This is a genomic window from Nonomuraea terrae (assembly GCF_044465245.1).
Taxonomy (GTDB): domain Bacteria; phylum Actinomycetota; class Actinomycetes; order Streptosporangiales; family Streptosporangiaceae; genus Nonomuraea; species Nonomuraea terrae.
On record NZ_JBITLL010000006.1, the window covers coordinates 902,905 to 924,883 of the forward strand.

The 21,979-nt window shown below is 70.2% G+C and carries 22 protein-coding genes; 7 read left to right on the forward strand and 15 right to left on the reverse strand.

Annotated elements, in window-relative coordinates; genetic code table 11:
- Positions 1-271 precede the first annotated feature (271 nt).
- From hemE to ACIBP6_RS33640, 3 genes are all read right to left on the reverse strand, one after another.
- A complete protein-coding gene (hemE, locus tag ACIBP6_RS33630; protein ID WP_397057845.1) occupies positions 272-1,396 on the reverse strand; it encodes a uroporphyrinogen decarboxylase in 1,125 nt (374 codons plus the stop codon).
- 263 nt (positions 1,397-1,659) lie between these two features.
- The gene (locus ACIBP6_RS33635; RefSeq protein WP_397057846.1) at positions 1,660-2,880 is read right to left on the reverse strand and encodes a riboflavin synthase; all 1,221 of its coding nucleotides are present in this window, start codon (positions 2,878-2,880) and stop codon (positions 1,660-1,662) included.
- Between the two features lie 338 nt (positions 2,881-3,218).
- The gene (locus ACIBP6_RS33640) at positions 3,219-4,082 is read right to left on the reverse strand and encodes an LLM class flavin-dependent oxidoreductase (protein ID WP_397057847.1); all 864 of its coding nucleotides are present in this window, start codon (positions 4,080-4,082) and stop codon (positions 3,219-3,221) included.
- Positions 4,083-4,424: 342 nt separating this feature from the next.
- Here ACIBP6_RS33640 and ACIBP6_RS33645 point away from each other — a divergent pair, with 342 nt between their 5' ends.
- Positions 4,425-5,417 (forward strand): serine hydrolase, encoded by a 993-nt coding sequence (locus ACIBP6_RS33645; protein WP_397057848.1) that lies wholly within the window; start codon positions 4,425-4,427, stop codon positions 5,415-5,417.
- An 85-nt stretch (positions 5,418-5,502) separates the two neighbouring features.
- On the opposite strand, the gene ACIBP6_RS33650 is transcribed toward ACIBP6_RS33645, so the two are convergent.
- The 4 genes from ACIBP6_RS33650 to ACIBP6_RS33665 all read right to left on the reverse strand — a co-directional run bounded on the left by ACIBP6_RS33650 (position 5,503) and on the right by ACIBP6_RS33665 (position 9,058).
- Positions 5,503-6,468 (reverse strand): hypothetical protein, encoded by a 966-nt coding sequence (locus tag ACIBP6_RS33650; protein ID WP_397057849.1) that lies wholly within the window; start codon positions 6,466-6,468, stop codon positions 5,503-5,505.
- Positions 6,469-6,698: 230 nt separating this feature from the next.
- Positions 6,699-7,436, reverse strand: a complete 738-nt coding sequence (gene pyrH / locus ACIBP6_RS33655; RefSeq protein WP_397057850.1) for a UMP kinase — start codon at positions 7,434-7,436, stop codon at positions 6,699-6,701.
- Between the two features lie 98 nt (positions 7,437-7,534).
- Positions 7,535-7,660, reverse strand: a complete 126-nt coding sequence (locus ACIBP6_RS33660; RefSeq protein WP_397057851.1) for a hypothetical protein — start codon at positions 7,658-7,660, stop codon at positions 7,535-7,537.
- Between the two features lie 177 nt (positions 7,661-7,837).
- Positions 7,838-9,058: an acetamidase/formamidase family protein gene (locus tag ACIBP6_RS33665; protein ID WP_397057852.1), complete on the reverse strand. Its 1,221-nt coding sequence runs from the start codon at positions 9,056-9,058 to the stop codon at positions 7,838-7,840.
- Between the two features lie 412 nt (positions 9,059-9,470).
- Between ACIBP6_RS33665 and ACIBP6_RS33670 the strand changes: the two genes are divergently transcribed.
- From ACIBP6_RS33670 to ACIBP6_RS33685, 4 genes are read left to right on the forward strand one after another with little or no spacing between them, the layout of a single operon-like run.
- Positions 9,471-10,385, forward strand: a complete 915-nt coding sequence (locus tag ACIBP6_RS33670; RefSeq protein WP_397057853.1) for an ABC transporter ATP-binding protein — start codon at positions 9,471-9,473, stop codon at positions 10,383-10,385.
- Positions 10,386-10,415: 30 nt separating this feature from the next.
- Positions 10,416-11,165, forward strand: a complete 750-nt coding sequence (locus tag ACIBP6_RS33675; RefSeq protein ID WP_397057854.1) for an ABC transporter permease — start codon at positions 10,416-10,418, stop codon at positions 11,163-11,165.
- Between the two features lie 22 nt (positions 11,166-11,187).
- Positions 11,188-12,456, forward strand: a complete 1,269-nt coding sequence (locus ACIBP6_RS33680; RefSeq protein WP_397057855.1) for a sensor histidine kinase — start codon at positions 11,188-11,190, stop codon at positions 12,454-12,456.
- The gene (locus ACIBP6_RS33685) at positions 12,453-13,100 is read left to right on the forward strand and encodes a response regulator (protein ID WP_397057856.1); all 648 of its coding nucleotides are present in this window, start codon (positions 12,453-12,455) and stop codon (positions 13,098-13,100) included. Before ACIBP6_RS33680 ends, ACIBP6_RS33685 begins: the two co-directional genes overlap by 4 nt.
- A 10-nt stretch (positions 13,101-13,110) precedes the next feature.
- Here ACIBP6_RS33685 and ACIBP6_RS33690 read toward each other — a convergent pair whose 3' ends face one another.
- The 6 genes from ACIBP6_RS33690 to ACIBP6_RS33715 form a co-directional block, all read right to left on the reverse strand.
- Entirely contained in the window at positions 13,111-13,377 is a 267-nt protein-coding gene (locus ACIBP6_RS33690; RefSeq protein WP_397057857.1) for a hypothetical protein, read from the reverse strand.
- Positions 13,314-14,039: a sigma-70 family RNA polymerase sigma factor gene (locus tag ACIBP6_RS33695; RefSeq protein ID WP_397057858.1), complete on the reverse strand. Its 726-nt coding sequence runs from the start codon at positions 14,037-14,039 to the stop codon at positions 13,314-13,316. The genes ACIBP6_RS33690 and ACIBP6_RS33695 overlap by 64 nt, the downstream gene beginning before the upstream one ends.
- Complete coding sequence (locus tag ACIBP6_RS33700) at positions 14,036-14,971, reverse strand: NAD-dependent epimerase/dehydratase family protein (RefSeq protein ID WP_397057859.1); 936 nt, start codon at positions 14,969-14,971, stop codon at positions 14,036-14,038. Before ACIBP6_RS33700 ends, ACIBP6_RS33695 begins: the two co-directional genes overlap by 4 nt.
- 73 nt (positions 14,972-15,044) lie before the next feature.
- On the reverse strand, positions 15,045-15,401 hold the full coding sequence (locus ACIBP6_RS33705; RefSeq protein WP_397057860.1) for a hypothetical protein: 357 nt from the start codon (positions 15,399-15,401) through the stop codon (positions 15,045-15,047).
- A 175-nt stretch (positions 15,402-15,576) separates the two neighbouring features.
- Positions 15,577-15,831, reverse strand: a complete 255-nt coding sequence (locus ACIBP6_RS33710; protein WP_397057861.1) for a DUF3817 domain-containing protein — start codon at positions 15,829-15,831, stop codon at positions 15,577-15,579.
- Positions 15,831-16,289: a hypothetical protein gene (locus ACIBP6_RS33715; RefSeq protein WP_397057862.1), complete on the reverse strand. Its 459-nt coding sequence runs from the start codon at positions 16,287-16,289 to the stop codon at positions 15,831-15,833. Before ACIBP6_RS33715 ends, ACIBP6_RS33710 begins: the two co-directional genes overlap by 1 nt.
- Before the next feature lie 194 nt (positions 16,290-16,483).
- On the opposite strand from ACIBP6_RS33715, the gene ACIBP6_RS33720 reads away from it, so the two are divergent.
- Together ACIBP6_RS33720 and ACIBP6_RS33725 are read left to right on the forward strand one after the other, a co-directional pair.
- On the forward strand, positions 16,484-18,103 hold the full coding sequence (locus ACIBP6_RS33720; RefSeq protein WP_397057863.1) for an alpha/beta fold hydrolase: 1,620 nt from the start codon (positions 16,484-16,486) through the stop codon (positions 18,101-18,103).
- A 76-nt stretch (positions 18,104-18,179) separates the two neighbouring features.
- On the forward strand, positions 18,180-19,676 hold the full coding sequence (locus ACIBP6_RS33725; protein ID WP_397057864.1) for a hypothetical protein: 1,497 nt from the start codon (positions 18,180-18,182) through the stop codon (positions 19,674-19,676).
- Here the strand turns inward: ACIBP6_RS33725 and ACIBP6_RS33730 are convergent, their stop codons facing one another.
- Positions 19,677-20,780, reverse strand: a complete 1,104-nt coding sequence (locus ACIBP6_RS33730) for a winged helix DNA-binding domain-containing protein (protein ID WP_397057865.1) — start codon at positions 20,778-20,780, stop codon at positions 19,677-19,679. It abuts the gene before it with no gap.
- A 1-nt stretch (position 20,781) separates the two neighbouring features.
- Entirely contained in the window at positions 20,782-21,918 is a 1,137-nt protein-coding gene (locus tag ACIBP6_RS33735; protein ID WP_397057866.1) for an epoxide hydrolase family protein, read from the reverse strand.
- Positions 21,919-21,979 lie beyond the last annotated feature (61 nt).

Sequence of the window (21,979 nt, forward strand, 5' to 3'; positions counted from 1 at the left end):
TCGGCGGGTTACCTCGACGTCGGCCGCTGCCTGCCGCTGCGTTCACGGCCGACGAGATCCACACCGTTGCCAGAGCGGAAGCGAAAGTGAGAAGCGCGCCGTGGCGGCTCTGGTCGGCCTTGTCAGTCTCAGCCTGCCCAGGGTTGTCGCTCTGACGGTGCCGAGGTGGGCCATCCGACGGTGCGGGTCTACGTGCGGGCACGACGTGCGGAGATCTCAGCCCCGGGCTAGGCCTCCGGTAGGCGGAGCGCACGAGCCGACGCCGACGCGTTCAGGCTCTCTGTTGCGTCAAAGCTGCGGACCAGGACCGTACCTGCTGGGCGAGAGCGGCCACATGCTCGGGGGGTGTGGTCTTGACGATTCCGTGTCCGAGATTGAACACGAACGGGCCGCCACCGAGCGCGTTCAGGATGCGGTCTGTTTCCGCGTGGAGTGCGGGCCCGCCCGCGACCAGGAGCTGGGGGTCGAGGTTGCCCTGCACGCACCGGCCGAGCTCGTGCTGCACCTTCTGCGCGGCCCACTCCACAGGTACTGTCGAGTCGAGCCCGACGCAGTCCACGCCGGTCGCCTCGGCGAAGCCGTTGTAGGCAAGCCCCGCGCCGCGCGGAAAGGCGATGATGGGAACACTCGGATGCTTCGCCTTCAGCGCCGCGACGATGGTGGCAACCGGCGTGACGCACCAACGCTGGAACAGCGGGTCGGGGAGTATTCCGGCCCAGCTCTCGAAGAGCTGGATCGCTTCGGCACCCGCCCGAATCTGACGGTCCAAGAACTCGATGATGGCCGCTGTGAGCAGGTCGATCAGGGGTTGGAAACCCGCCGGATCGCTCAGCGCCCACTGCTTGACGATGGAGTGCTCTGAGCCGCCGCCGCGCCCTTCGACCATGTAAGTCGCGACCGTCCACGGCGCACCGGCATAGCCGATCAACGTGACCTCGTCAGGCAATGCGCGAGTGAGTTGTCTGACGGTCTCATAGATCGGGGCCAGTTCTTCGTGCAAGCGGGACGCGCTCAAGAACTCGGTGATGTCCGAAGTCGAACGGATCGGGGGTGTGAGGACGGGACCGTCACCGACCCGGTACTCCAAGGTCTGCCCCAACGCCGCCGCGATCTGGGGAAGATCCGCGAACAGGATCGCGGCGTCGAGCGTGAAGCGGCGGAGCGGCTGCAAGGTGACCTCGACCGCATGCTCGGGTGAATTGCACAGCCCTACCATCCCGCCCGCAGCCTCGCGGACGTCGTGGTACTCCGGCAGATAGCGTCCGGCCTGCCGCATGAGCCAGATCGGTGGTCGCTCGGTGCGCTCGCCCGCAAGCGCACGCAACAGCAGCTTCTTCGGCCGCGCCTCACCCGCCACGTGGTCGACGTCCGACTCTTCCCGCATATCGACGCCCACGCTCTTCCGTCCTGCCCAGACACGCGAGCCTCAACAGCCCGATCAGCACACGCACCCCTACCCGTGAAGGGTGCGCTACCAGCCTACCTACGCCCACCACCTAGAACGATCAGAGCGCGGTCGACAGACCAGTGATCGACACCACAGCGACTTGACGCACACCGCCACCGTCACGACCACGCCGGCCTCAGCCGTTGGGCCAGGACGCTTCGTGATCTCGTGTCAGGAGTGGGACCTCTCGTGGAGGTCGCGGCCCGCTCTGATCACAGGTGCTTCCTGAGGTCGTCGACGTCGAGGAGCGGCAGGCCCCAGCGCAGGGCGGCGACCTCCAGGTCGGCGGCCCTCGCCATGGTCCCGTCGGGGTTCATGACCTCGCAGCACACCCCGACGGGCGCCAACCCCGCGGCCACGCACATGGCGACGGTGGCCTCGGTATGACCGGCGCGCTCGGAGAGACCTCCAGGGCGTGCCGCCAGTGGGAAGACATGTCCGGGCCGGAGGAAGTCGGCGGGTCTGGAGTCCGGGTGGGCCAGGCGGCGTACGGTCGCGGCGCGTTCGGCCGCCGACACCCCGGTGCCGGCCCCGGCCGCCAGGTCCACCGGGACGTGCGGCCGGGTGCCATGCCGATCACCGGGTCCGGGGATGGGCCCGATCTCCAGACGGTCGAGCACCTCGGGCGCGCACGGCACCGTCGGATGGCCGCAGACCTGGGTGAGCAGGAAGGTGAACGCCTCCGGGCGCAACCGCGCTCCCGCGAACACCACGTCGCCCTCGCCCTCCCGGTCGGGATCCCAGATCACCACGGCTCCTCCGGACGCGAGCTGCGTCACCGCCTTCTGCACGCCTTGCCCGCCCGAGACCCGTCCCGCCCACGGCAGCGCCGCGACCACCTCGCTCACTGCCCGCCCCGGGTCGGACGGCCGGCGCCGCACCAGCCGGGTGAGCAGATCGGGCTCCAGGTTGACCCGATCGCCGGCCGACAGCTCCGACAGCGCGGTGGCCTGCAACGTCGCGGGGATCAGGGCTACGGAGAACCGGTCGCGGGACACCTCGGCGATGGTCAGGCTGACGCCGTCGACCGCGATCCGGCCCTTGGGGACGACCAGGGGGAGAAACCGCTCCGGCGGCTTGATCCACAACCGCCGTGCGGTGCCGTCGTCGTCGACTCGCATGACCTTGCCCACGGCGTCCACGTTGCCCTGGACCAGGTGACCGCCCAGCGGGTCGCCCAGGGTCAGCGGCGCTTCCACGTTGACCCGCGTGCCGGGCTGGATCTCGTCGAGGGTCGATCGGCGACGGGTCTCGGCGGAAAGCCCGGCTTCCAGGACGTCCGTCTCGTGCTCGGCTCGAACGACCGTCAGCCCGACGCCGTTCAGGCAGATCGAGCTCAGTGCGCTCGCGGCGGCCTTGGGCGCTCTGACCGCGATCCATGCCTGGTCGACGGCCACCACCGTTCCGACTTCCTGGATGTGTCCGGTGAACATGCGACACCACCTCTCGAAAGCGGGAGGACGGTCCTCTCCGCACGAACGAGTCAGGGGCCGTGAGTGGGCCCGAGAGGTGGCGGGGTGTCACCGCGTGGCCCGGAATCACACCGAGTCGTCCCGCCACGATCAGCGGAACCGGCGGGCTTTCACCGCCGCACCTTGGAATCGCACCAATCCACCTATATCACCCATCAGCCGGCAAGATCAACGGTCGGCCGTCATTCCGGAGCCTGCCCGGCGGCAACGCTCCGGAGCATAGGAGCTCACGGGAGTCGCGGCGGTGTGACGGGTGAGCGGAGGCGGCTGGCTCGCCGTTCAGGTGCGACGCGCCGTGGCTACACGGTCGGTGGGCCTTGTTCGATACGGCGTAGTACCGGCGCGAGCTTGTCGAGGTCTTCACCGCGGATGTGCTGCCGTTCGTCCCACCAGGTCGCGCCGGCGTCGGCCAGCGGGCCGATCACGTCGCGCGCCCCGGCGGGGTCGGCGGGGCTCGCGCCGCCGACGACGATCTCGAAGGGGGTGTCTCGGCTGGGATCGCGATGCCGGTGGACGAAGGCGGCCAGGTCGCGGACCTCGTCGGCGGGCGGGGCCTCCCCGTGTGTGGCGGAGGCGAACAGCGGCACCGCGCCGTCCCAGCGGGCGGCTCGGCGCATCGGACGTTGACGCGGCCAGTACCCCGCGATCCAGACCGGCGGGTGGGGGCGTTGCACCGTGGCGGGCAGCAGGGTCACGTCACGCACCTGGAAGTGCGGGCCCTCATGGTTCACCGGCTCGCCCGACCAGTAGCGCCGCAGCAGGTCCAGCCCCTCGTCCAGGCGTTCGGCGATCACGACCGGGTCGGTCGGCTCTCCGAAACTGCCGAACTCGTCGTCGATCGGCGCGCCCAGACCCGCCCCGAAGATCACCCTCCCACCGCTGAGCGCGTCGAGGGTGGCCACCTGGCGGGCCAGTTGCTGAGGACGGCGACGGGCGACCGGGGTGATCAGCGTGCCCAGCCGGATCCGCGAGGTGGCCAGCGCCGCGGCGGTCAGCAGCATCCATGGATCGCCGAAGGTGCGGCGGAACTGCTTGCGATGCACGAGGTGGTCCCACACGAACAACGCGTCCCAGCCCGCACGTTCCGCCGCCACGGCCACCGATGCCACGGTCCTGGCGTCCGCGAAGTCCCCGAAGTTCGGGATGTTGATCGAAAAACGCATCTTCGCATACTCCCTCAGGTCGTCCTCACGCTCGGGAGCAGGTCCCCATCCGGCGTTACAGCACGTCCGGCGGCAGCGCGGGTCGTGACCAGCGACCGGTCGCCGGGTGCTCGCCGCAGGCCGAGGTCGAGGGCCAGGACGTAACGGGCGTGGAGCCGGTGGTTCCGCGGCGCCTTGAGGAGCCACGCGGTTTTTTCTTGTACGGCACCCCGAAAACCAGACATTTACATTTCGGAAAAAATGCTGAAATGCCGTGATCATAGCGTCTGATTCGGCATTTTAGGACATGCCACTTCCGTGCTTTCTGTTGCCTTCAATCCAGATGTTCGAAGGACGGTTTTCGTGCAGCGCAGGTCCAGACACACAGACGTTCGCCATCAAGAGGCCGGAAAGACATTTATGGGCCTGCGTCTACGTCGCGCGGCGATCGTCGCCGCCGTGCTGACGGTCTGCGTGGGTCTGTTCGTCTCCCCGGCGACCGCTGATCCGCGGAAGACGGACCTCAAGCAGCTGACCGGCATCGTGCGGCCGCTCGTCGACGATGCCGCGGAACATGGCGTCCAGGTCTCGGTCGGTCTGGCGGACCTGAGCCGTCCCAACGGCCAGAGCGCGATCCTCGGCTCGGTGGCCTCCTACAACCCGGCCAGCGTCATCAAGCTTTCCCTGCTGGCCACCCTGATGCGACAGGTCGACCGCGGCCTCATCTCGCTCGACGCCCCGGTGACGGTCTCGCCGTACATGGTCGTGGGGGGAAGCGGCACCATCCAGAACGAGCAGATGCCGTTCAACACCACAGTGCGTGAACTCGCGCGCCGGATGGTGGTCGTCAGCGACAACACCGCCACGAACGTCCTGCTGTACTACGTCGGGATACCGACGGTTCAGGCGCTGCTGGACGATCTCGGGCTGAAGACGATGAAGTTCAACCGGCAGATGTTCCCAGGCGATCTCATCACCGCTCCGACGAATGTCATCGATGCCGCGGATACCCTCGCACTGCTCAAGGCGACGTACTCCGGCCGGCTCCTTTCGCGCAGGTCCACGGACCAGATCGCGGACTGGATGCTGCACCAGGAGGTCGACAGCAAGTTCGGGGCGGTCCTGGCCGGCAAGCCGATCGCTCACAAGACCGGAGAGACCGGCAACGTCACCCACGATGTGGGCTATTTCCTGGTCCCCGGGCATGAGACCGCCGTCGTCGTGCTCACCGAGGTGACCACGACGACCAGCTACAACGAGGCTCAGCGGATCGGCAACCCGATCGTGCAGAACATCGGACTGGCCGTCTACGACCATCTCGACGGGCTTGATCACCCAGCACCGGCCGCCGGCTGATTCCCGGAGGGGGTGAGCACACCTCATCCCCTCCTTCTTCACACAGGCTCACACAGACAAGCACCCCGCCATGACAGCGAGAGTCCTAACGGGGAAGAGGGAGCTTGAGCTTCTGCAGGGCCTTGCCGAACTCCTCGGCCGGGTCGCCGCGGTAACCCCACGGTGCGGCCTCCCCGACCCGGTTGCCTACCTGGGAGAGATGCCGGGCGGCCAGGTCGTACGTGTCCCTCGTCTGGAAGAAGATCGCGCCGAACAGGTGGTGGGCGTCGACATCTCGTACATGTGATCGCTTGCCGGTCGTCCAGCGGCTCTCCGCCTCCTTCAACTCGCTGAGCACCGTCTCGGAGAAGTAGGCCATGCTGAACTTCATGTAGGCCATCAAGGTGCTCTCCTGCACCAGCCGGGTCTCCTCGGCGAGCAGATACTCCAGATGCGCCAACGCGAGCATGGCCGTGAGCGGGTCGCCCGGTGGAGCCAGCGCCACCGCGCTACGGGCGTGCGCGAACATGTCCTCATGGGACCCGCCCCATTTCGCGCTCACCGCCTGGAGCCTGGCCCAATGGGCGGAGAACAGGGTGTCGCACCGAGAGGTGATCTCGGCCCAGATCGCATCTTCCTCCGACCGGTCGAGTTGCATGCCCAGGCCGTACCAGATCATGGACTCCCACGGCACGGCATCGTCCGGACGCAGTCTGGCCGCCTCCATGAGCGGCTCATGCGCGGTGGACAAAGTGGCGAAGAACATCTTGAATCGATCGCTGCCAACCGTGGAGGCGTAACCACCGCCGCGAATGGCCCACGCTTCATTGATGATCGTACGGCCGAGCCACAGAAGGACGTCCGCCGGATGGTCGGCCTCGTCCAGCAACTCCATGATCTCCCGGCTCCGGCCGATCGCGGCGTCACCGAGCGCTTCCGTCCTCAGCGAACGCAGCTCAGGATCGTCATGAGTCTCCGAGAGCAGGGCGATCCCCGCTTGAAGGTGCCCCTGGCTCACCAGCTCGACACCGGTGTCCAGAGCGGCGTCTGTCCAGGTGCGCCCGACGACCATGTTCTCACTGGCATACCGCGATAACTTCCGGCGGCGAAAGATCCCCATAGACGGTCATTTGTAGCACCAATTGACATGAGGCGATGGCCGGAGCGGGCCCCAGTTCATGGGGTATCCGAGTGTTCTCGGCGATTCTTAATCGGGGCCTGCGGATCGCGGTTCTGGACGGGCTTCATCCGCAGGGCTGCCGCCTCTCGTTGAGGATTTCGTGGATTGCTCGATCACCCGCGTCATGCCCGCGGGGCCACCGCATCGTGGGTGATCCGCGTCCCCACGTCCTCGCCCTCGCAGATCGCCTTCATCGCGCCCTTTGCCGCCACATCGAAGACGTGCATGAGAAGCCGCTGCTCGTTGGCGAGCACGAACGCGCTCTCATCCATGACTTTCACGCCCGCCGCCAGAGCCTCCCGGTAGGTGAGGTTGGTGTACCGCTTCGCTTCTGGGTTGACGTTCGGGTCGCTGTCGTACACGCCGTCGACAGCGCGCTTGGCCACCAGCAGCGCATCCGCGTCGAGCTCCAGAGCCCGCTGGACCGCGGGATAGTCCGTCGTGACGTACGGCTGGCCGATCCCGCCGGCGAGCAGCACGATCAGCCCACGGCGCAGGTGACGGTCGGCGCGGAGCCGGATGAAGGGCTCTGCCACGCTCTGCATGGGCACGGCGGTCATGACTCGCACATCTGTCGTGGAACGTGCGGTGAGCACGCCGCGCATCATCAGCGCGTTCATGACCGTGCCGAGCATGCCGATGTTGTCGGCCTCGGCTCGACCGATGCCCCATCCCTCGGCCATCCTGCCCCGGAAGTAGTTGCCACCGCCGATGACGACCGCGACCTGGACGCCGAGCTCGTGAACCGACAGGATCTCATCCGCCAACTGCGCCAGGCTGGCGGGATCGGTGCCCCAACCGGCGTCTCCCGCGAGCGCCTCGCCGCTCAACTTGACCACGACACGTGAATAACGACGCACGACGTTCCCTTCACGGCCGCACGGTCGGCGACCCGGTCAAGAATACGAGGTCCGCCGCGGACACCTGCGAGCACGGTCCAGCGCTGTCCGTCGACGGTTTACTGGTCGATGGCCTCCACCGGCCGTTGCGGACACTCCAGGCAGATGAAGAGGGACATGCCGTTGGAGCCGCGGTTGCCGACGGCGAGATCTGCCGGGTAGAGGGCTGCCGGTACACCGGACACCGGAGCACCTGGCAGAGGTCCGTGCCCGGGGGGACGGCAACTCAGGGACGTCGCGCGAGCTGTCTTCGACGCGGGGAGTCCCTCGGCGAGGATGAGGTCGCCGATGGGCAGCCGCCGCCCGTCTCCTCGATCGCTGCCCCGGCCTGCCGACCCCACTGCGGGTTGCCTGGCGGTGGGTCAGCGGCGGCGTTTGAAGACATTCTTCGGGATGTAGCCGGTGACGACCTGGGTGCGGTCGACGACCTCGGCGTTGTGGTAGTTCACCGCGATCGAGGCGAACGAGTAGGCCTTCGGGACGGTCAGGTCCTGGGTGGTGACGAGGAAGTCGACGGTTTTCTCGACCGCGATCCGCATGGCGCGGTCGAGGTCCCAGTGGATGCCCATCATGATCCAGTGGTCGTCGGTCTCGGCCCACGGGAGCTCGGTTGCCACGTTCTTGATCAGGGTGATGCGGAACGTGCCGGCGAGGGAGTGTTCGACGGCGGTGCCGCTGACCTCGCCGTCGCCCTGGCAGCTGTGCGGGTCGCCGACGAAGATCTGCGCGCCGGGCTGGAAGACCGGCAGGTAGAGCTTCGTGCCGACGCAGAGGTCGCGGACGTCCATGTTGCCGCCGAACTTGCCCGGGGGCGTGGAGTTCTGCACGCCGGTGGCCGGCGGCGGCTCGCCCTCGGTGTTGCCGATGAACTCGCCCGTCGGCGAGGCGACCGCGATGATCCCCATGAACTTCTGGGTCGGGATGATGATGTCGTCGGAGAAGAAGACGACCTCCTCACCGCGGTGCATGCCGGTCCGGTAGAGGTGGGTGCGGACGTCGGGCCAGACGCCGGCCGGAAGGTCGGGCGGGATCTCGGCGGGTATGTCGAGGCCCTCGTCGCCCTCGCGCCAACCGGGGTAGAACGTGGCCATGACCCCGCCGGTGGGAGCGGTGTTGTTGAAGCCGTACGGCACCCGGGTGTCGATGTCGAGGATGTCGACCACGATGGTGTCGCCCGGTTCGGCGCCCTCGACGTAGATGGGGCCGGTCAGGACGTGACCGCCGTACCGTCTGCCCGTGGCCTGGCGCTCGGGCAGCGTCTCCCAGAACGCCAGCCCGTCGGGCAGGATCTCGTCCGGCTCGACCCCGAAGGCGCCGAAGTAGTCGCGCGGGTGAATGTCAGGGTTGGTGAAGCCCTGGTGGGAGAGGGTGTCGACGTGGACGGTCTGACCCGACCTCATCGTGAGGCCGGGCTCCCAGCCGATCGGGAAGCCGCCCCAGTGGAGTTTGTCCGGGGTGGATCTGAGGTGGTGGTCCCACTTCGCGGGCTTGGAACCGCGGCGGCTGCCCTTGTCGCCGGGCGACGCCTGGGCGGGGGCGGCGACGCCGGCCCCGATCGTTGCGGCCAGACCGGCGGCCAGCACGCTTCTCCGACTCGCCGAGCTCCAGTGGTTGGTGGAAATGGCCGGGCTCCCATCACTGAAGGGGCACCCAAGGAGATCCCGGGTGCGTGGACAGGCCCCTCCCGATGATCTTGGGGGGGTCGCTCCACGGTGACCGTCCGGTGTTTCAGGCGCATGACGGTCGTGGAAAATCCGGGGAGTTCTGCGATCCGGAGGTCCGAGAAGACCAGGGTGGGGTCCTGCGCGTGACGAACGCATCGTCGTGCCGGGAAAGGGAGTGCGATCCACCGATCGGTGGATCGCCGGCGCCTTCCGGTGGGGTCGAGGGGTCCGCCGGGTGGTACGGCAGGTCCCGTCTGCCGGTCGGTGCCGGGATGAGGGCCGTCGTACCAGGGTGGACGCAGTAAGTCGCCGAGCCCGGGAGGACGCGCGCATGCCACCAGTGATCGAGGTACGGAACCTCCACAAGCGTTATGGGAACAACGTCGCGGTCGACGATGTCTCGCTCACCGTTCGGGAGGGCGAGATCCTCGGGATCCTCGGCCCGAACGGCGCCGGCAAGACGACGACCGTGGAGTGCGTCGAGGGTCTGCGTGCGCCGGACCGGGGCGAGATCAAGGTGTTCGGGCTGGATCCGCTCCGGGACCGCGCCGAGGTGACCCGGCTGCTCGGCGTTCAGTTGCAGTCCGGTCAGATCCCGGAGCGGCTGCAGGTCGCCGAGGCGCTGGAACTCTACAGCTCCTTCTACCCGGAGCCGGCCGACTGGCGCGGGCTGATGGACGGTCTCGGCCTGGCGGACAAGGCGAAGACCGCGTACGCCAAGCTGTCCGGTGGCCAGAAGCAGCGCCTTTCGATCGCGCTGGCGCTCGTCGGCAGCCCTCGGGCGGCGATACTCGACGAGCTCACCACGGGTCTCGACCCGCAGGCCCGGCGCGACACCTGGAGCCTGATCGAGGACGTACGCGCCCGAGGGGTCACGATCGTGCTGGTCACCCACTTCATGGAGGAGGCCGAGCGGCTGTGTGACCGGGTGGCGTTGATCGACGCGGGCCGCGTCGTCATGGTGGACACCCCGGCCGGCCTGACCGAACGGGCCCGCATCGAGCAGCGGATCCAGTTCCGGCCGTCCACGCCGTTGGACGACCGGATGCTGGCGAGCCTGCCCGACGTCTCCGGCGTCACCCGCCGGGGCGAGCTGGTCATCGTCACAGGCAACAGCAACGCGCTCAACGCCGTCACCGCCGTCCTGGCCCGCAACCAGATCGTGGCCGAACGGCTGCGCGTCGAGCAGGCGAGCCTGGAGGACGCGTTCGTCGAGCTGACCGGAAAGCGCCTGGACCCGAAGTAGCCCCACCCACTGAGAGAGGAAGTCGTCATCGTGTCAGCCCTGAACGCCACCGGGCGGCTGGTCAGAACCGAGACCAAGCTCTATGTCCGCGACAGAAGCACACCCGTCTGGGGCGTCGGCTTCCCGCTGATCGTCCTGGTCATCCTCGGCAGCGTCCCCGCCCTGAGGGAGCCCCGCGAGATCTACGGCGGCCTGATGGCCTTCGACATCTACGTGCCGATCATGATCTTGTTCAACCTGACCATCCTGGCACTGACCGCCATGCCGACCACGCTGGCGGGATACCGCGAGACCGGCGTGCTGCGGCGCATGCAGACCACGCCGGTCGGTCCGGCCCGCATGCTCGTCGCCCAGCTCGCGGCCAACCTGGCCGTCGCGCTCGTCGCGGTGATCCTGTTCCTCGCGGTGGCCGGGCTGGGGTTCGGCGTCCGGCCGCCGCAGAACGCCACCGGCTTCGTCGTCTCCTGGGTGCTCTCTGCCGTCGCGCTGCTCTCGATGGGCCTGCTGGTCAGCGCACTGGCCTCCGGGCGTAACGTCGCCATGGCGATCGGGATGGTGTTGTTCTTCCCCATGATGTTCCTGGCCGGGCTGTGGGTGCCGATCGCGGAAATGCCCCCGCTGCTGCGGGACATCAGCCAGTACTCCCCACTCGGCGCGGGCATGCAGGCGTTCCAGGACGCGTACCAGGGCCATTTCCCGTCCGCCTTGCCCCTGGTCGTCCTGGCGGGGTACGCGGTCGTGTGCGCGGTCGGCGCGGTCCGCTGGTTCCGCTGGCAATAGGCTCGGGACGGAGGGAGCGGGGATGGTGAGCGGGCAGACTCCATGGCGCTGGATCCGGGCGCAGGTCCGGCGACCCGTCGTGCTGGTGACCGTGGTGCCGTACACGTTGCTGGGCGCCCTCGTCGTCCTCATGCTGATCGTGCAGCCGGTGGACGACTCCGTGCTCATCGATCTCGGCCTGTGCGGGCTGGCCGCGGCGTGGATGCTCTTCATGTTCACGCTGCGTCCCGCCTGGTGGGAGCGGTCACGGATCATGGGGGTGTTCTTCACCGGACTGGTGCTGATCACCGCGGTCCTGGTGGCCCGGAATCCCGCGTTCGGGCTGTTCACCCCCGCCCCTTACATCTACGCCTTCACGATCCTGCCGTGGCCGTGGCGGCTGCCGGGCGTGGCCGTCGTCGCGGTCGTGGCCGGCAGCGCGCAGGCGTCCGACGTGCCCAAGACGACCGCCATCGGCCTGACGATCTACGCGGCCATCGTCGTCGCCAACATCGTCATGATGTGCGGCACCGCCTGGTTCCTCCAGCTGGCAGAGAAGGAGGAACAGCAGCGCGTCCAGGCCCTCGCCGAGCTGAGCCGGGCCAACCGGATGCTGGAGGCGACCCTCGCCGAGAACGCCGGCCTGCACGCCCAGCTGCTCGCCCAGGCCAGGGAGGCGGGCGTCCTCGACGAACGCCAGCGGATGGCCCGCGAGATCCACGACACCCTGGCGCAGGGGCTCACCGGGATCATCACGCAGCTCCAGGCCGCCGAGCAGATGCACGAGGTGCCGCCGCAGTGGCGCCGGCCGTTCGAGGCCGTGAAGGGGCTGGCCAGGGACAGCCTGGCCGAGGCGCGGCGCTCGGTCGACGCGCTGCGGCCCGAGCCGCTGGAGAACGGGCGCCTGAGCGGCGCGCTCGCCGACGTCGCCGACCGGTGGTCGAAGTTGCACGGGCTTCCCGTCCAGGTCACGACGACCGGCACGGTACGGCCGATGCCGCCGGAGGCGGAGTTCGCGCTGCTGCGCACGGCGCAGGAGGCGCTGGCCAACGTGGCCAAGCACGCGGACGCGACCAGGGTCGGCGTGACGGTGTCGTACCTGGAGAACGAGGTGGCGTTGGACGTGCGTGACGACGGCGCGGGCTTCGATCCTTCGGGGTTCGAGGCCGGCACGGGCGGCGGGTTCGGCCTGACCATCATGCGGCAGCGGATCGAAGGGCTGTCCGGGAGCCTGCGGATCGAGTCCGAGCCCGGCGCCGGCACCGGGATCTCGGCCTGCATCCCCGCTCTGCCGGCCGGGAGCCACGTATGACACCGATCAGGTTGCTGATCGTGGACGACCATCCCGTGGTGCGGGACGGGCTGAGCAGCATGTTCGCCTCCGCGCCCGGGTTCGAGGTGGTGGGCGAGGCCGCGGACGGCGCCGTGGCCGTGCGGCTGGCCCAGGAACTCCGGCCCGACGTGATCCTGATGGACCTGCGCATGCCGGGCATGGACGGGCTGAGCGCGATCACCGAGCTGGCCAGGCGCGGCGTCAGCGCGCGCGTCCTGGTTCTGACCACGTACGACAACGACATCCACGTGCTGCCGGCGATCGAGGCGGGCGCGACCGGCTACCTGCTCAAGGACTCGCCCCGGGAGGAGCTGCTGCGCGGTGCGCGGGCCGCCGCCAAGGGCGAGAGCGTCCTGTCACCGTCGGTGGCGGCAAGGCTGATGAAGCGGGTCAAGACCCCCGCCCCGCAACTGCTGAGCCAGCGAGAGCTCGAGGTCCTCGAACTCGTGGCGGCCGGGAACACCAACCGTGAGGCGGCCGCCCGGCTGTTCATCACGGAGGCCACGGTCAAGAGCCATCTGCTGAACATCTACGCCAAACTCGGCGTGAGCGACCGCGCCGCCGCCGTGGCCGAGGCCTTCAACCGGCGACTGCTCATCCCCGAAACACCCGAGTCGCCCTGACGGATCGGAATCACCGGACAGAGCCGGGGTCGATGCGCGACCGGGCCGCGGCGCGGATCACGGCTCGGGCGTCGGCCACCGGGCCGAGGCGGGCCAGCTCGTCGGGGTCGGTCACGGCGCGGATCGTGTGGATCCGGCCGTCGAGCATGTCGAGCGCCAGCGTGTTGACGACCTTGCCGTCGCGGTCGCGGAAGATCGCGCCTGGGCGGCCGTTCACCTCGTGCGGCTCCACCACGCCGCCGATCCGGACGAACGGCGGGACGATCGCGGCGAGCACCCGGGCCACGTTCTCGGCGCCGAGGACGGGCTTCCACTGCGGGCCCCTGCCGCCGCCGTCGCCGACCATGTGAACGTCGGCGGCGAGGAGCTCCCGCAGCCCGCGACGTCCCCTTCCTTGAAGGCGTCGAAGAATCGTGCGGCGAGCTTCTCGCGTGCCTGCCGGTCGGCCTCGAAGCGGGGGCGGCCCTCGTCCATGTGGCGGCGGGCCCGCACCGCGAGCTGGCGGCAGGCCGCCTCCGAGCGTCCCACCGCCGAGGCGATCTCCGGGAAGCCGAACCCGAACACCTCGCGCAACACGAAGACCGCCCGCTCCAGCGGGCTGAGCCGTTCGAGCAGCAACAGGGCCGCCATCGACACCGAGTCGGCCAGCTCCGCCGAGCGCTCCGGGTCCTCGTACGGGTCGGTGAGCGGCGGCTCGGGCAGCCACGGCCCGGCGTACTCCTCCCGGCGGAAGCGGGCCGAGCGCAGCACGTCGATCGAGATCCGGGTCACCGCGGCCGACAGGAACGCCTTGGTCGAGGTGGGCTGTGTCGGCGAGGCCTCGTAACGCAGCCAGGTCTCCTGGACCGCGTCCTCGGCCTCGCTCGCGTTGCCCAGGATCCGGTAGCCGATCGAGAACAGCAGCGGCCGCAGCCCCTGGAACTCCTCAGCCCTGCTCACGCCAGCCCTTCCCGGAACCCCTGCCGCCACGTGGGGTAGCGCGGCCGCCAGCCGAGCTCCCGCTTGGCCTTGGCGTTGGAGAAGCCGCGGCCCTCGGTCATCATCAGCACCGCCACTTCCCCGGCCACCATCCGGGCCAGCCACTTCGGGACCCGCATCGGCGGCTTTCCGCCCACGACCTCGGCCAGGTACGGCAGCCACTCGCGGGCCGGGGCCGGTTCGTCGTCGACGATGTTGAACACGCCCTTCGCCCGCCGCTCCACGGCCAGGACGGTCGCGCTCGCCGCGTCGTCGAGATGCAGCCACGAGGCGTATCCTGCGCCGTCCCCGACGAGCGGGAACTTACGCCTGCGCACGAGCTCGGCCTGGTCGTCGGTGGCGCCCGGGCCGTAGAGCCCGCCGAATCGCAGGACCGCGCCGCCGGCCTGGAGGACCGCTGCTTCGAGATGGCGGATCGCCGCCGACACCGGGTACTGCGACGTGCCCGCGTGCGTGTCGAGCGGGTCTTCCTCGGTCTTCACCCATCCGCCTTCGCGGACGCCGTTCCAGCTGGCGTAGCTCTGCGCGACGAAGGTGGAGACGCCGGTGGCCTCGGCCGCGGCCAGCAGGTGGTCCGTCCCCTCGGTACGCAGCCGGTTGGTCATGGCGAACCACCGGTCCATGTGCTTGAAGTCGGGCTCTCCGCCGGCGTTGGCCGGGGAGATGGCGGTCATCTGGTGCACGATCGCGTCCGGCCGGGCCGCGGCCACCGCTTCGCCGACCGAGACCGCGTCCAGCCCGTCCATCACGACCGCCTCGGCGCCGAGCCGCTCCAGCAGGCGCGATCTGCCCGGGTCCCTCGTCGTCGCCGTCACCCGGTGGCCACGGGCCACGAGTTGCGGCACCAGCCGCCGCCCCACGACCCCGGTCCCGCCCGCCACGAAAACTCGCACAACCATCACCCTCGCCGATTCCGGAGTCCGTCTTCCTGAGCGTGAGACGAGACAGCCCGGGTCGGTTGTGACATCAGGCTGAGGGCTGGTGGCCGGCGTAGTCGTTCCACGGGGAGGTCTCCATCAACTGGCGCCAGGTGGGCCAGCTTCCGTGGGTGACCTGGCGGACGAGCTCCCCGGGCATGCTGTACGGCGGCGCCTTGTGGGGCTTGTCCAGCGCCTGGCCGACGATGGAGTCGTGCAGGACGGCGGCGGCGTGCAGGCGGGGGAGCACGGCGTGGACGCGGTCCGCGTAGCCGGGCGGCAGGGCGGGGCCCTCGGGGCCGAGGTCGTAGCCGGCGCCGGCGCTGACCAGGGCGATCTCGGGGCGCTTGCGGGCGGCGACCTCGACACACAGGTGGAGGGCGATCGCGTCCCAGACGATCTCCACCTTCTCCGGCGGCAGCCCCTGGCCGGTGAGCCACTCGGCGGCCAGGTCGGCGCCGTCGAGGTCGAAGCGCTGGTCGCCGTCGCCCTGGTCGCTGAGGCCGGCGTCGTCGCGTTCAGCGTCAGTGTGGTCCAGGGGAACGGCAGGCTTCCGTAGGCGTCCATGACGGTGTCCTTTCTCAGTCGCCGGGGGAGTGGCGGCGCAGGCGGCGTACGGCGAGCAGGCCGCCGATGCCCGGGACGGCGGCGCGCCGGCGGGTGCCGGCGGCCGGGGTCAGCAGCAGCGTGGTCACGATGACGGTGAGGTAGGCCGAGCCGTGCAGGGGGCCGCCGAGTGAGGTGATCGCCTCGTTGTGCACGGTGAACACGTTGACCAGGAGGATCACCAGGGAGACGGCCTCGACGGCGGCCGCGGCCCGGAGGGTGCGTTCCATCAGAGGCCCTCGGGAGCGCCGGGGCGGACGATCATCAGGACGACCACGATCGCCCACAGGAGGTTGTAGAAGCCGGCGATCATGGAGAGCGGGCGCAGCCGGTCGCGGTCGACGAGGGTGTCGAGCGCCTGGCGTTGCCGGGGATGGACCTGCAGGGCCAGCAGGACGCCTGCGGCGGCGGTGAGGATCATGGCGAGGGTGATCCAGATCTCGCCGGTGCGCCCCTGGACGAAGGCGAGGATCAGACCGGCGGCGGGCACGACGACGCCGAAGAGGCTGTAGCCGCGGGTGATGCGGTGCAGCGCGACGGCCACGGCGCGGCTGCGCTCGTCCGGCTGCGAGGCGCCTTCCGGTACGGCGACGGGCACGTAGCGCGGGAACAGGCTGGTCGCGACCGCCGAGCCTCCGATGAACACGATGCCGGCGAGCACGTGCACCGACAGCAGGAAATCTTCCATGGGTTTCTCCCAATGACCTTCAGGGTGCCTGAAACCTAACACATGACCTTCAGGCTTCCTGAAGCAGCCCCCGCCCGGTGAGTTCACCGAACTCGCATGACAGATGTCATGTGTGTTGATGACATCGGCGACTGCCGTCGCGTCACGTGTCTCGGAAAAATCAACGGCGGGAAACGGAGACGGGAGAAGCGAGCATGAAATGGCGTTTTGCCGGAACACTGCTGGCGTCGCTGGCGATGGTCGTGGCCACCGCGCCGCCGATGGCCGCCGTGGCGCAGGCCCGCGAAATCCCCGCCGGGGGAGTGCCCGGGGTACGGGTGCCGGAGCTGACGTGGACGGCGTGCGCCGACGCGCCGCGGTTACAGTGCGCCACCGCTGAGGTGCCGTTGGACTACACACGCCCGCGCGGCCGGACGGTGACGCTGGCGCTGGCCAGGATCCCCGCCGCGGATCGGGGCAAGCGAGCGGGCTCCCTGGTGGTGAACCGGGGCGGCCCCGGATATTCGGCCGTCGACTACCTGCAGGGCATCGTCACCGGCGCCCTGCCCGGCCCGGTGAACGCCGACGTGCTGTCCAGGTACGACATCGTCGGCGTCGACCCGCGCGGCTCCGGGCGGAGCGTGCCGGCCGTACGGTGCTTCGCGGACGCGGCGGAGGCCGAGGCGCTGGCCCGCGGCGTGTCCAACGCGCCGGTGACGGCCGAGGAACGCAGGCAGCGGGCGAAGGCCGACGCCCGGTACGCGAGCCTGTGCCGCGAGCGCGGCGGCGACCTGCTCGACCACGTCAGCACCGTCGCGATCGCCCGTGACCTCGACGTGGTGCGCGCGGCCCTCGGCGAGGACCGGCTGAACTACCTGGGCCAGTCGTACGGCACCTACCTCGGCATGGTCTACGCGAACATGTTCACGAACAGGACAGGGCGGTTCGTCTTCGACAGCGTCCTCGACCCCACCCGGCGGGACGCGGGCGCGCCGGGCACCACGCCGTCGGCCCGCACCGGCAGCGACGTGGCCACCAGGCGCACGCTGGAGGAGTTCTTCCGGCTGTGCGAGGAGGCCGGTGAGCGTTGCGCGTTCGGCGGCGGGGACCCGGAGGCGGCGTTCGAGCGCGTTCTCGACGTGCTGCGCCGGGGGCCGGTGCGGCTCAAGGCGAGCGACGGCACGACCGTCCCGCTCACCTACTCCTTCGTGGTGACGTGGACCGGGAGCTGGCTGTACCAGCCGATGTTCTGGAACGAGCAGGGCGGTGGGGCGCCGTTCCTGAAGGCGGTCGCCGAGGCGATCGAGGATCCGTCCGGCCCGGCGGGCGCCGCCCTCGCGGCCGACGTGGTGCTGCTGCAGCAGGCCGGCATCGGCGGCACGCCGTACACCAGCCCGATCATCGCCGCCTACCACGCGGTGACCTGCGGTGAGACGGACGGGCCGCGAAGTGCCCGGGCGCTGGAGCGGCTCGCGGCGGAACGCGACCGGGACGCGGCGCCGTTCGGGACGCTGCGGGCGTACGAGAACAGCCCCTGCGTGCCCTGGCACAGCGAGAACAAGCTCCGGCACCGGGGGCCGTGGGACGCCCGCACCCGAGAGCCCGTGCTCATCCTGAGCAGCAGGTTCGATCCGGCGACCCCGGTGTGGTCGGCGCAGCGCGTGCACGACATGCTGCCCGGCAGCCGCCTGCTGATCAACGAGGGGTGGGGGCACGTGGCGGCCCAGCAGTCCGGCTGCGTGGTGACCGCGACGTCCCGCTACCTCGTCGACGGCACACTGCCCGCCAAGGGCGCCACGTGCCGGCCGGACACGATCCCGTTCGCCGCCTCATAGGTCCAACGTGACCTATTGACGGATTGTTGAACGATTCGTAAAGTCTGATCATCTGCGGGCAGGAGGTAAGGGCGCCATGACGTACCTACGACGCGGGGCGGCGTTGGCCCTGGCGGCCGTGACCCTGCTCGCCACGGCGGGGCCGGTCTCGGCGCGGAGCGAGCGCGGATGCCTCGACTCCGGGGCGGCCCTGTCGGTGGAGGAGGAACGGCTGGGGCTCACCCTGCCCGACGCCGACGACCCGGCGGTGCCGCAGTCGCGCACGTTCGCCCGTCAGATGATCGAGGGCGGCGGCTTCCAGGGCTTCACCCCGGCGCTGACTCGTGACCTCTGCCGGACGACGAGCCTCAAGGCCGCCACGGCGCTCGTCCTGCGCGCGGGCGAGGAGCTCTGGCGCGACGCCGTACGGCGGGCCCAGCAGCGGGAGCCTGTCCGAGGCGACCTGCCCTACAGCGACGACCGGCCGCTCTACTGGACCCGGCTGGAGTCGACCGCCGTCCTGCGGCAGTGGACGCCGAAGTTCCGGCTGTCCGCCGCCGGGCGGAGCGAGCTGATCACCCGGTTCGACCGCGCCTCCCGCGGCATGTTCGACATCGACCTCCCCAGCGGGAAGGGCGTCAGGCGGGTCATCGCCAGCGGCTTCGACCCGTACACGCTCGACGGCGGAACGACCGGCCCCGCGCCGGGGACGGTCGGCAACAACATCCGGCACGGCAACCCGTCGGGGGCGACCGCACTCGCCCTGGACGGCACCACGTACCGGACGAAGAGCGGCGGGATCGCGCGGATCGAGGCCTACACGCTGCCGGTCAACTATCCCGAGTTCGAGCGCGGCTATCTGGAGGACACCGTCGGGCCGTTCATGCGCCCGGGGCCGAAGCGGGTGGACGCCTCCATCACGATCAGCCAGGCGGGCGGCGCGGCGTTCAACCTGGAGCAGTGGAACGCGCGCTACCACGGCGTCTCACCGGGCAACGACAAGGTCCGGCCGTGCGCGCCGGCCGGCGGCGTGCCGCAGCTGGCCGTGGACAACAACGCGTGCAACAGCTCCGTGGTGGAACGCTGGGGCGGGCCGGCCGATTTCAGCCTGACCGAGCCGCCCCAGTGGACCTCCGCCACCCTGCCCATCGCCGAGATGATCAAGGCGAACACGGGGGCCTCCATCCCCCGGCCGCCGGGCGACACGTGGCCGGACCCGTCCGTCGCCTTCGGCGTGGTCTGGCACACGAACTACACGCAGTTCGCCGACTGCGCCGCCATCGCCCGGCAGACGCGGAACGACCCGCCGCCGGTCGAGTACCCGCCGCCGACCGCCCCGACCCCGCCCGACCCCGGATCGTGCTCCTACAGCGGTGGCGGCGGCAACTACCTGTCGAACGAGAGCGCCTACCGGAACACGCTGCTGCGCGACCGCATGGGCCTCGACATCCCGGCCGGCCACATCCACACGCCGGACATGCAGCACTTCGAGACAGATTTCCGGCCCAGCGACCCGACCTTCGACGCGTGGCGGCTGGCCATCGTCGGGCAGACGCGCAACCTCGTCCACGTCGTCGCCGACACCGTCTCCTGATCAGCCGGCCAGCCGTACGTCATGCCCGCCGGCGTCCGGGTGGGTGACGGCGAGCAGCCGGGCGGCCTCGGCCGCGACGCCGTCCCGGTCGGCGGGTGACCACGACCGCAGCGGCCGCAGCGGCCGCACGGTCAGGACGGCGGCGCCGTTGTCGTGCGAGGTCGTCCACGTCGCCGCCACAGTGCCGTCCACGAGGACCGTGGCGGCGATGGCGTCGCCGACGCAGACCTGACGGCGGATCTCGTCGGTCATGATCCGGCCGCGGTCGGCGTGGGCGAGCAGGGTCGCGTCGAACTCCGGGAGGAACCGCGCCGGCGCCGGGAGATCCGCCGCCGGAATCTGCCGGTCGGGCAGGTCGAACAGCTCCCGGCCGGACTCGTCGGTGTACACCCGCAGCTCCGGGCGCAACTGCTCGAACACCTCACGCAGCCCGCTGACGCCGGACCAGACGCGGGCGTCGGAGACGCTCGCCGGGCCGAACGCCGCCAGATAGCGGCGGACCATCCGGCGTACGTCCTCCGCCGTCGCCTCAGGCCGCACCCCGGTCCAGTCGGCGCGGGCGAAGGGGGTCGGGCCGTAGACGTTCCAGGTGCCGCTGGGCGCCGGGTGGACCAGCGGTTCCAGGTACTGGACGCTCCAGCCGAGCGCGCTCGGGTCGGCGGCCGGCCGGCGCCGCGCGAGCAGCCTGCCCAGCTGGGGCCGGGTCACGACACGGCCGTCGAGGAGTTCGCGCGCCTCCTTGACCAGCGCGTCGAGGTCGACGCCGGCGATGCGGCGGCCGAACACGTTGCGCTGCACGCGGCGCAGCAGCGGCGCGAGCACCGGCCGGACGAACCGGAAGTCCGGCACCGACATCAGATGCTGGGTGGCCCGCATCATCGTCGAGCGCACCAGCGACCGGTCCTCGATGGCCGCGGTCAGGCCGGCGATCGTGAACGGTTCGAGCCTGCTCCACAACGCCAGGTACGGCGGGTTCGGGCTCTGCGCGTTGAGCCCGAAGACCCGCTCGACGGCCGTGACCACCGGCAGGTCCGCGCGCCGCAGCAGCGACTGGCGGTCGAGCAGCGCACGGCCCAGCGCCCGTGTGCTCAGCCTGGCGGCCATGTCAGCGCAGCTTCCCGAAGAACAGGCGGACGTCGCCGACGAGTTCCTGGGGCGCCTCCATGGCGAGGAAGTGGCCGCCGGAGGTGAGCTCGGTCCAGTGCACGACGTGGTGGTCGCGTTCGGCCCAGCGCCGTACGGTCACGTCGTGGGCGGAGACCAGCACGCCGGTCGGCACGGTCCCGCGCTGCGGCTCGCCCCAGCCGGCGGCGCCCATCTCCTCGTAGTAGACCTGCGCCGAGGACGCCGCCGTGCCGGTCAGCCAGTACAGGGAGACGGTGGTGAGCATGCGGTCGCGGGAGACGCTCTCCTCGGGCAGCCCGTCCACCGGGTCGGTGAGCTCCTTGTACTTCTCGACGATCCAGGCGAGCTGGCCGACGGGGGAGTCGTGCAGCCCGTACGCCACGGTCTGCGGGCGCTTGGAGTTGCACTGCAGGTAGCCGTCGTTGAAGTCCTGCATCGCCTGCCAGCGCCGCTGCTCGGCCTCGCTGAGACCGTCCATCTCGCCTGCCACGCCGGCCGGGAAAGTGATCATGGCGTTGACGTGGACGCCGGCGACCCGGTCGGGCGCCTGCTTGCCGATCTCGGGGGCGACCCACGAGCCGGTGTCGTAACCCTGCACGCCGTACCTGTCGTAGCCGAGCCGGGACATCAGCTCGACCAGGACGCCGGCCATCCTGGCGGCGCCCATGCCGGGCCCGGCCAGCGGCGTGGAGCAGCCGAACCCGGGCAGCGACGGGATCACCAGGTGGAAGGCGTCGGCGGGGTCGCCGCCGTGGGCCCGGGGGTCCGACAGCGGGCCGATGACGTCGAGGAAGTCCGCGAACGTGCCCGGCCAGCCGTGCAGCAGGAGCAGCGGCAGGGCGTCCGGTTCGGGGGAGCGGACGTGCAGGAAATGCACGTTCTGGCCGTCGACGGCGGTGGTGAACTGGGGGTGCCCGTTCAGCGCGGCCTCGTGCGCGCGCCAGTCGTAACCGGTGCGCCAGTGGTCGGCGAGCTCCCGCAGGTATCCGACCGGGACGCCCCGGCTCCAGCCGACCCCGGGCAGCTCGTCCGGCCAGCGGGCGGCGGCCAGCCTCGCGTGGAGATCGTCGATCTGGTCCTGCGGGACGTCGATGCGGAAGGGGTGAATGCCTGTCATGCCCATGACGCTAGGCAGCGCTTAGGACAAGCGCGGTCCTAAGTGTGCGGCAGACTGGTCG

What these genes read in the sequence shown, in the direction of transcription:
- ACIBP6_RS33715 (WP_397057862.1), bottom strand. Translation starts at nt 16,289, where the DNA reads ATGGAAGATTTCCTGCTGTCGGTGCACGTGCTCGCCGGCATCGTGTTC.
- ACIBP6_RS33710 (WP_397057861.1), bottom strand. Translation starts at nt 15,831, where the DNA reads ATGGAACGCACCCTCCGGGCCGCGGCCGCCGTCGAGGCCGTCTCCCTG.
- ACIBP6_RS33730 (WP_397057865.1), bottom strand. Translation starts at nt 20,780, where the DNA reads ATGGCCGCCAGGCTGAGCACACGGGCGCTGGGCCGTGCGCTGCTCGAC.
- ACIBP6_RS33635 (WP_397057846.1), bottom strand. Translation starts at nt 2,880, where the DNA reads ATGTTCACCGGACACATCCAGGAAGTCGGAACGGTGGTGGCCGTCGAC.
- ACIBP6_RS33735 (WP_397057866.1), bottom strand. Translation starts at nt 21,918, where the DNA reads ATGACAGGCATTCACCCCTTCCGCATCGACGTCCCGCAGGACCAGATC.
- ACIBP6_RS33725 (WP_397057864.1), top strand. Translation starts at nt 18,180, where the DNA reads ATGACGTACCTACGACGCGGGGCGGCGTTGGCCCTGGCGGCCGTGACC.
- ACIBP6_RS33650 (WP_397057849.1), bottom strand. Translation starts at nt 6,468, where the DNA reads ATGGTCGTCGGGCGCACCTGGACAGACGCCGCTCTGGACACCGGTGTC.
- ACIBP6_RS33640 (WP_397057847.1), bottom strand. Translation starts at nt 4,082, where the DNA reads ATGCGTTTTTCGATCAACATCCCGAACTTCGGGGACTTCGCGGACGCC.
- ACIBP6_RS33680 (WP_397057855.1), top strand. Translation starts at nt 11,188, where the DNA reads ATGGTGAGCGGGCAGACTCCATGGCGCTGGATCCGGGCGCAGGTCCGG.
- ACIBP6_RS33670 (WP_397057853.1), top strand. Translation starts at nt 9,471, where the DNA reads ATGCCACCAGTGATCGAGGTACGGAACCTCCACAAGCGTTATGGGAAC.
- ACIBP6_RS33720 (WP_397057863.1), top strand. Translation starts at nt 16,484, where the DNA reads ATGAAATGGCGTTTTGCCGGAACACTGCTGGCGTCGCTGGCGATGGTC.
- ACIBP6_RS33685 (WP_397057856.1), top strand. Translation starts at nt 12,453, where the DNA reads ATGACACCGATCAGGTTGCTGATCGTGGACGACCATCCCGTGGTGCGG.